The sequence below is a fragment of the Protofrankia sp. CiP1_Cm_nod3 genome, from assembly GCF_982290655.1.
Map to the genome: position 1 here is coordinate 2,274 of NZ_CEVIVD010000163.1, position 7,833 is coordinate 10,106.

Genomic DNA, 7,833 nt, shown 5'->3' on the forward strand with positions numbered 1-7,833 from the left:
GGGGCCGGGGCCGGGGCCCGTGATGACCGGGCCGGTGACGCCGCAGCCCGCGGCGGCCCCCGTGCGCCACGGCAGGGCCGCCCGGCTGGATCCGCCCGGCCCGGCCCGGCCCGCGCCGGGGCCGGGGCCGGGGCCCGTGATGACCGGGCCGGTGACGCCGCAGCCCGCGGCGGCCCCCGTGCGCCACGGCAGGGCCGCCCGGCTGGATCCGCCTGGGCCGGCCCGGCCCGCGGCGGGCGCTCCGCCGGCCGCGGGGACCGCGACGAGCCCGAGGAGCTGGTGGTCGGCCGTAACGCGGTGGTCGAGGCGCTGCGGGCGGGCGTCCCCGCGTCCGTCCTCTACGTGGCCGCCGGTACCGAGTACGACGAACGCCTCGACGAGGCCCGCCGGCTGGCCCCACCCGCCGGGGTGGCCGTCGCGGACGTCGCGCGCGGCGAGCTGGACCGGCTGTGCGGTTCCGCGCCGCACCAGGGGCTGGCGCTGTCGGTGCCGCCGTTCCGTTACGCCCATCCCGACGACCTGCTCGCCCGCGCCCAGGAAGCACCGCCCGGGCTGCTGGTGGCTCTGGACGGCGTGACCGACCCGCGTAACCTCGGGGCGGTCGTCCGGTCGGCGGCGGCGTTCGGCGCGCACGGGGTCGTGGTGCCCGAACGGCGGGCGGCCGGCGTCACGGCGGCGGCCTGGAAGACGTCGGCCGGCACCGCGGCCCGGCTGCCGGTGGCGCGGGCGACGAACCTGGTGCGCGCGCTGACCGGCTGGGCGCAGGCCGGCCTGTTCGTGGTGGGGCTCGCCGCGGACGGCGAGGTCAGCCTGGACGACCTGGAGATGGCCTCCGACCCGCTCGTGCTGGTCGTCGGCTCGGAGGGCCGCGGCCTGTCGCGGCTGGTCGGGGAGCACTGCGACCTGACCGTGCGGATCCCGATGGCCGGGGATGTCGAGTCGCTCAACGCCGGGGTCGCCGCGGGCGTGGCGCTGGCCGAGATAGCCCGCCGCCGCCGGCTGGACGCGGCGGCGGCGCACCTTCTCTGAGCCGCCTCCCGCTCTGAGCCGCCTCCCGCGCGTCCCCTGGCCCGAAGCCGGCCGGTGCCGCCGGCCTACCGTGCTACTGGCCGACCACCTGTGACCAGTGCGCTGTCGAGGCGGGTGCGGACGACACGGCAGATGCGGGCAGCCCGGCAGATGCGGGCAACACGGCCGGGGCGGAGCGTCCGGTCTCGTCGTCGAGGATGGCGACGGTCCGTTCGAGCAGGGAGCGGAACTCCTCCGACTCGGCGGGGGTGAAGACCGCGGTGAGGCGCTGTTCGACCGCGAGGGCGACGGCGTCCGCCCGGTCCAGCAGCGTCCGGCCGGCGGGGGTCAGCCGGCACTGGAAGACCTTGGCGTGGACGTCCGACCGCTCACGCACGATCAGCTCCTTCGCCTCGAGCGTGAGCAGCAGGCTCGCCATCGACTGGGGCGTGACCATACATCGGCGGGCGAGCTGGGCGCCGGAAAGCCCCGGCGAGCCGGCAAGGGTGAGCAGTACCGTGTACTGCGGGACGGACAGGCCGACGTCACGCAGCGCCCGGGTCTTCTCCCGGATGAGCGCCTGCTCGGCCCGCTTGATCGAATGCCCGAGGCGGGACGCGGCGACAGCGGGCGACGGTTCGTCCCACTCCATTTCGTGGCCTCTCCTCTCGCATCCTCTCGCACACCGTCGGTACCCCCGGGCGGATACACCGGCCACCACCGGACGGATACACCAGCCCGTGGGCCCGGATATCCCGGGCCGTCACGTCAGCGGCGCGGAAATGGCGGCGTCAGCACTCTAATACTCCCTACCCACCCCCAACCGGCAGTGGTACATAAACCGTCATCCGTGGTGGCAGCGTGGATACGGCGATGTGTCAGCCAGCGGTGACGGCGCGGCGCCCGGTCAGCTCGCCAACCTACCGGAAACCCAAAACAATGGCCAGCGAACACCGGTGTGGGTGGATTCACACGGCGTGGGCGGCCTCACAAGAATCCGGCCGCGCCGGATCATGACACTCTTCCGCGGTTAGCATGGCTTCTCACGCTTCAGCGAGGAGGCGGGCGACAATGGCTGTCAGGACGACGAGAACCGCCAGGACGACAAGGGCTGTCAATATGTTCGGGCCGGAACGCGGGCCGAGGTTCAGCAAGTTCTCCGAGCTGGTCGCCGACGACCTCCGGGGCAGGATGGCACGCGGCGAGGTCAGGCCCGGCGAGCATCTCCCGCCGGAGAGCGAGCTGATGGACGTGTACGGTGTCGCGAGGCCGACAATGCGCGAGGCGCTGCGCATCCTCGAGTCCGAGTCCCTGATCGTCCTTCGGCGCGGCTCCCACCTGGGGCCACTCGTCCAGGAGCCGGACACCCGGGTGCTCGCCCGGCAGGCCGGCCTGCGGCTGCAGATGCAGGGCACCTCCGTCCGGGACCTGCTCGAGGCACGGGCGGTGATGGAACCGGGCGCGGTGGCGCTGGCGGCGGCCCACCGGAGCGGATCGGACCTGCGGGGCATGCGCGACTGCCTGCTGGCCGCCGCCCGCTCACGCAGCATTCTCGATTTCTCCCGGCCGTCCGCCGAATTCCGCATCCTGGTCGTGCGGTCATCCCACAACAGAACTCTGATCCTGATGGCGGAACTCGTCTCGGCCCTTCTCCGAAAGGAGCACGAAGCCGTCCTGCGGAAAATTCCCGAGGCGGCCGGGCAGCAGCTCATCCGGCAGTCGCTCGCCCGCTACGAACGCCTGACCGACCTGATAGAAAACCAGGACGTACGAGGCGCCGTCGCATTCTGGCAGGACAACGGCGCGGCAGACATCGAACTCGGGACGGACAACACCCCGCAACCGGGCCCGATGCTCACGGTCTACTCCTGACCAACCATCCCGGGACGCGCTCCCGACGCAGCAGCCCTCACCCCTCACGACCGGGGACGCGTGGTCACCCACAGGCCGGCGCATCCCCGGCCGGCACCTTGTCAGCCCTCGGCAGCCTCAACCCCCGGCAGCGGCGCCGGTACGGTCAACAGCAGGCGGCAGAACGGTGACGCGACCGGCGTCCCAACGATCACTCGGCCCCGAGGCGCGTGATCCTCCCCCGATGCCCTACGCTAGGAAGCGTCCTCGGACCGGCCGGCGTGGCGCAACTGGCAGCGCACTCGACTTGTAATCGAGCGGTTAGGGGTTCGAATCCCCTCGCCGGCTCCCTCCTGACCTGGGCCTTCGTCACTGACCCGACCCCGAAGTGATCGTCATGTACCCAGCGGTGTACCCAGGCCATCTCCACTGTCCGGTTCGTCGGTGGCGTCTGTAACTACGGTCGCACGCCCATAGACGCCGCAAGCCCTGCAAGGCCGACCTTTCGGGCGCGCCGGACGGTCGCCGCGTCAAGAAGATCGCGAACTATCTGGTGTGCAAGCCGCTGGTTACGCAGCCACTCAGGGGCCGTCCCCTGAAGCTGGCCGACAGTTTGGATGGCCGCGTTGTACTCCCGCACCGCTGTCTGCGCTTCGGCCACGGCAAGCAGGTGACGGGACCAAGTCGACTGCGGAATGTGCGTGGTGGGCGGCACATTGCGTGCCAGCGCCAGCGCCAGCGCGCGTGCCGCGTCGCCAATGGTCATCGCCATCTCCACCTCCATCGTGGCTACGGTTGTCGGGCCGAAGGATGCAAAGTACTCGCCGTAGTCGAGCCGGTCCCGTTCCACGCGTACGGCGGCTGACCGGGCCAGGTTCAGTAGATCACGCGCACGCTCCGGCCGGTTGTTGCGCGCCGCGCAAGCCGAAGCTCTGACCAGCAGCCGTCCCCACACCGAGATGTGCGCGGGAGTGCTCCTCGTCAATGAGGGTTCGATCTCCTCTGCCATCTGAACGGCTGTGTTCTCCGCATCCGCGAATCGACCCTGTCGCAGAAAGATCCACGCGAGGTATGAGGCGGTTGATCCCCGGATGACGTCGTCGCCGACCATCTCCGCTGTCTCTCCCGCCTGTCGGAGGGCGCCGTAGGCGAGGTCTTCGTACCGAAGCTGGATCAGCACGGAGCCGGCGATGATGTACGCGGATGCAAGGAGCCGGTTGGCCTCCATGCCGTCGCTCTCGTCGTCCTCCGCCGCGGCCGCACGAGCCGCGGTCAGTACAGCGGGAAGCTCGGTGACGGCCTCGTTCAGCCGCGAGTCGTTATAGAGCCGCGCCGCGTCTTCGACCATCGCGCGCAGCGTCACCGCCGAAACAGGCGCTGCCGGGTCCAGCCGCTCTGCCGGACTCGGCTCCAGAACCCGGCGTAGGGGCAGCAGCGCCGCTCTCCCGTGTTCCTCCGTGTCGTCCATGTAAGCGGCTCCCTCGAACAGCTCAGCCGTCCGGATATCCAGTCCACGCGCGAGTGCGTGCAGAGTCGCGACCCGGACGCTATCCCGTTGTCCCTGTTCCAGTTTATTGATCACAGCGACCGAAACTCCGGACCGTTCCGCCAGTTCCTCCTGGGTCAGTCCCCGCCGTCGGCGCACCTGCGCAAGTCGATCCCCGAGGCCTGTTTCCGTCACCGGTCTGACCACCCCTGCCGCTGGATACTCACCCACAGCGTCCCAGACATGACGCCGCGCGCCAGCAGAATACGCCGCTACGTCCGTTCAGTAAGCAGAGTTGTACTGACAGGCTTCTCTTCGGCGCCCGCCTTCGGCGGCATCCCCGCCGACCAAGTCGCCGGGAGTCTGCGCCTACCACAGCGATAGGTAGAGGAGAGCAGCATGTCCACGCCAACGACGGTCGTCACCCGCAGAGGCCGCGACCTTGTCGCGCCGAAGCTGTTCAACCGGCTGTCCGCCCGGCTCGCGGCCGATCATCTTGTCGACCGCGAGTACGCGGAGCGAGTCATCGACCAGTCTCTCGCCTTCCTCGCCGCGTGCGGCACGGACCTCGAGACGCCGCACAGGCCCAGCCACACCGTGGACATGGGTTGGCACACCTTCCTGTTGCACACCAAGGAGTACTCGCTGTTCTGCCGGCAGATCGCCGGCCACTTCATCCACCACGTGCCGGACGACACGCCGCCCAACCTCACAACCGCTCCAACCAGGCACGCCTCTACGATCACCTTCATCGAGCAAGCTGGATACGTCGTCGACCATGAGCTGTGGTTGACGAGCGCCAGGTGCGACCCTGACGAGTGCTCGGCAAGCGGCAGGGATGGCGACGAGAACAAGGACGGCCGCATCCTCAGGTAGACGGAGCCGATCTTTCCGATGAAATGGAACGACCTGCCCACACAGGTCCGCGACGCGGTCGAGGCGCACACCGGACCCATCACCTCCACCAGCGCGGTAGATGAGGGGGACGGCTGCGACCTCGCCGCCGTCGTCGACACGGACGACGAGCGGCTGTTCGTCAAGGCCGTCCATGGCGAGGGCCGCCGGGCGCGCTGGCTGCGCAACGAACACACCTACGGGCACCTGGCCGCCGGTATCGCGCCCAGTACACGGTTCGCCTGCCAACTCGACGGCTGGCTGCTGGTCGGCTTCGAGCACATCGTCGGCCGGCCGGCGAACCTCGCGCCCGGTTCCCCCGACCTGCCCCGCGTCGGTGCCGTCGTCGACAGCATCGCCCGCCGGCCCGGCGATAATCTACGTCCGCTTTCCGAGCGATGGCGCAACGGGAAGGCGTGGGCGGAACTGAAGGCGCTGCCAGCGGACACGTTCCCCGGCTGGGATATCGCGGCGGCGGCCCGCCACGCGAGCGCCGTCAGCGAAGCTGTCGCGGGGGACAGGCTGATCCACACGGACCTTCACGCCCACCAGTTCATGATCGCGGACGATCGGATCCGGGTGGTCGACTGGGGCTGGCCGGCCCAGGGCGCCGGATGGGTGGACGCCGCGTTCCTGATCATCCGCCTCGTCGGCGCCGGGCATTCACCGGAGCGGGCCGAGCGGTGGGCGGCCGGGCTGACCTGCTGGGCCGGCGTATCCGACGATGCCCTGACCGCCTTCGCCTGCCACGTGGCCGGGCTGTGGACCGTCCGCGCCCGGCAGGCAGGCACCCATGCGGCCCACAACCGAGCGGCGACGGCACGCGGCTACGCCACCTGGCGAAACCTCTGACTCATCTCGTGGAAACCGGTTTCCCACCCCCACCGTGCTGAGCGAGTCGCATGTGAAGGGCTCTGACCGTGTCCTGCTCTCTGCCGACGCCGGCACGACGGCGGCATCTACGTCATTTGTCCGTATTCTGCGCGGCCCCGTCACGCTTCGCTCCCCGGCGCCAGGAGCCGCTGTCGCATGAAAGTCACCATGATCCTGTGCGATGCCGCCCAGGTGTCGGAAGGGAAGCTCTACATCCTCGGCGGTGGCTGGAATGTTGCAGGCCCCGGCCCCTTCCCTGCTGCGATCGGCATGCTGATCGAGGTCCCATGGGATCATGGCAACAGGCCGCTTACCCTCCATCTTGAGCTTCACGAGGAGGATGGCTCTCCCGTCGTCCTGCCAGGCCGGTCGGACCGCAGCCGATCAAGGTGGAAGCCCGGGTGGAAGTAGGGAGAACGGCCGGCGCGGCAAAGGGCTCCCCCCTTACGGCACCCCTCGCGATCAATATGACGCCGTTTCCTCTGACTCCCGGTCGCCGTTACACGTGGAAAGCCCGGATCGAGGAGGAGCCCGAGGACGCATGGGAGGTCGGCTTCCAGGTCCGGCCCACCTGATCGCCCCTTCCAGCAATCCAATGCTGGCATTGCATGCATTGCTGGCTGAGTGGCGACGACGCCCACGCCAGACCCGGCTGGCGCCACGGACAAGCCTGAAGGCTGGCGGACGGATCGAACCGCATTACGGGGCAGGAAATCGCACCGCCGCGCCATTCGAGCACCAGCGGCAATGGCCCGCGTCTGGCCCCGCCGGCCGGCCGGGACGGGACCTTCAATGATCATCTCACGTAATCGATCATGCTATCATGAGCGAAGAATCTGATATCAGACCTGCGAGGTGACACTGGTGGCCGACATCCTGGTGCGCGACGTACCCGACACGGTTCTTGCCGAGCTTGATGCCGCCGCCGCCCGGGCCGGCATTTCGCGTGTCGAGTACCTGCGCCGCACGCTTGCCGCCGAAGCCGAGCGGGCATCCCGCGACGCGCGTCCCCCGCTTGCCCGGACGGACTGGGCGCGGCTGGGCGGGCTGATCTCGGACCTCACCGACGAGGACGTGATGCGCGGAGCCTGGTCTTGACAGGTCCGGTCGTGACAGGTCCGGTCGTGACAGGTCCGGCCGTGACAGGTGGCTGGCTCATCGACAAGTCGGCGATGGTCCGCATACCGACCCATCCCGATGAGCCCGTCTGGTCACAGCGAGTCGATCAAGGTCTGGTGCACGTGTGCGCGGTCACGCTGCTCGAGGTGGGATATTCCGCCCGTAACGGCGCTGAACACGCCCAGCTTCTCGGCACCCTGCCTCTCGCGCGCATGGTCATCCACTGGGACACGCCGGCCACCGTGACCCGGCGCGCCTACGAGGTCCAGGGCCTGCTGGCCACGGCCGGCCGCCACCGGGCCCCAGGCGTTCCCGATCTGCTGATCGCGGCGACGGCGGAAGCCGCCGGGCTTACGGTCCTGCACCGCGACCAGGACTTCGAGCTGATCGCCGACCTGACCGGACAACCGTTGTGCCGGCTGCCCTGATCTTCCACCACCCCCACACACCACGGCACGGCTGACACTCGAAGACCCGCGGCTGGCCGGTGAGCGTCCGCTCGAACATGCCTGCGTTCATGAGATCGAGGGTGAAAGTGGCTGCTACAGCGACCACTTTCACCCTCGATCTCATGGTTCCCGACACTTCGGAGGCGTCAGGGA

General features: G+C 69.5%; 9 protein-coding genes and 1 tRNA gene. 8 read left to right on the top strand and 2 right to left on the bottom strand.

All coding sequences use genetic code 11. The features are described from left to right. Positions 1-1,029: 23S rRNA (guanosine(2251)-2'-O)-methyltransferase RlmB (gene rlmB, locus AC5LUJ_RS21040; RefSeq protein ID WP_493465581.1), on the top strand; the 1,029-nt coding region annotated here is incomplete at its 5' end. Positions 1,030-1,102: 73 nt separating this feature from the next. Here rlmB and AC5LUJ_RS21045 read toward each other — a convergent pair. After that, positions 1,103-1,660, bottom strand: a complete 558-nt coding sequence (locus AC5LUJ_RS21045) for a MarR family winged helix-turn-helix transcriptional regulator (RefSeq protein ID WP_250284227.1) — start codon at positions 1,658-1,660, stop codon at positions 1,103-1,105. A 467-nt stretch (positions 1,661-2,127) separates the two neighbouring features. On the opposite strand from AC5LUJ_RS21045, the gene AC5LUJ_RS21050 reads away from it, so the two are divergent. Both AC5LUJ_RS21050 and AC5LUJ_RS21055 read left to right on the top strand, forming a co-directional pair. Beyond that, positions 2,128-2,880 (top strand): FadR/GntR family transcriptional regulator, encoded by a 753-nt coding sequence (locus AC5LUJ_RS21050; RefSeq protein WP_250292766.1) that lies wholly within the window; start codon positions 2,128-2,130, stop codon positions 2,878-2,880. 254 nt (positions 2,881-3,134) lie between these two features. Then, positions 3,135-3,207, top strand: a tRNA-Thr gene (locus AC5LUJ_RS21055). A 109-nt stretch (positions 3,208-3,316) separates the two neighbouring features. Here AC5LUJ_RS21055 and AC5LUJ_RS21060 read toward each other — a convergent pair. Next, on the bottom strand, positions 3,317-4,576 hold the full coding sequence (locus tag AC5LUJ_RS21060; protein WP_445548570.1) for a helix-turn-helix domain-containing protein: 1,260 nt from the start codon (positions 4,574-4,576) through the stop codon (positions 3,317-3,319). 168 nt (positions 4,577-4,744) lie between these two features. Here AC5LUJ_RS21060 and AC5LUJ_RS21065 point away from each other — a divergent pair, with 168 nt between their 5' ends. From AC5LUJ_RS21065 to AC5LUJ_RS21085, 5 genes are all read left to right on the top strand, one after another. Beyond that, complete coding sequence (locus AC5LUJ_RS21065; RefSeq protein WP_250292771.1) at positions 4,745-5,221, top strand: glycine-rich domain-containing protein; 477 nt, start codon at positions 4,745-4,747, stop codon at positions 5,219-5,221. A gap of 18 nt (positions 5,222-5,239) precedes the next feature. After that, entirely contained in the window at positions 5,240-6,091 is an 852-nt protein-coding gene (locus tag AC5LUJ_RS21070; RefSeq protein WP_250284221.1) for a hypothetical protein, read from the top strand. Between the two features lie 177 nt (positions 6,092-6,268). After that, positions 6,269-6,523, top strand: a complete 255-nt coding sequence (locus AC5LUJ_RS21075; protein WP_493465582.1) for a DUF6941 family protein — start codon at positions 6,269-6,271, stop codon at positions 6,521-6,523. A gap of 453 nt (positions 6,524-6,976) precedes the next feature. Further along, complete coding sequence (gene vapB / locus AC5LUJ_RS21080; protein WP_250284218.1) at positions 6,977-7,210, top strand: type II toxin-antitoxin system VapB family antitoxin; 234 nt, start codon at positions 6,977-6,979, stop codon at positions 7,208-7,210. A 41-nt stretch (positions 7,211-7,251) separates the two neighbouring features. Beyond that, complete coding sequence (locus AC5LUJ_RS21085) at positions 7,252-7,659, top strand: PIN domain nuclease (RefSeq protein WP_250292779.1); 408 nt, start codon at positions 7,252-7,254, stop codon at positions 7,657-7,659. Positions 7,660-7,833 lie beyond the last annotated feature (174 nt).

Coding starts and splice junctions, on each gene's coding strand:
- AC5LUJ_RS21045 (WP_250284227.1), bottom strand. CDS start 1,660: ATGGAGTGGGACGAACCGTCGCCCGCTGTCGCCGCGTCCCGCCTCGGG.
- AC5LUJ_RS21050 (WP_250292766.1), top strand. CDS start 2,128: ATGTTCGGGCCGGAACGCGGGCCGAGGTTCAGCAAGTTCTCCGAGCTG.
- AC5LUJ_RS21065 (WP_250292771.1), top strand. CDS start 4,745: ATGTCCACGCCAACGACGGTCGTCACCCGCAGAGGCCGCGACCTTGTC.
- AC5LUJ_RS21070 (WP_250284221.1), top strand. CDS start 5,240: ATGAAATGGAACGACCTGCCCACACAGGTCCGCGACGCGGTCGAGGCG.
- AC5LUJ_RS21075 (WP_493465582.1), top strand. CDS start 6,269: ATGAAAGTCACCATGATCCTGTGCGATGCCGCCCAGGTGTCGGAAGGG.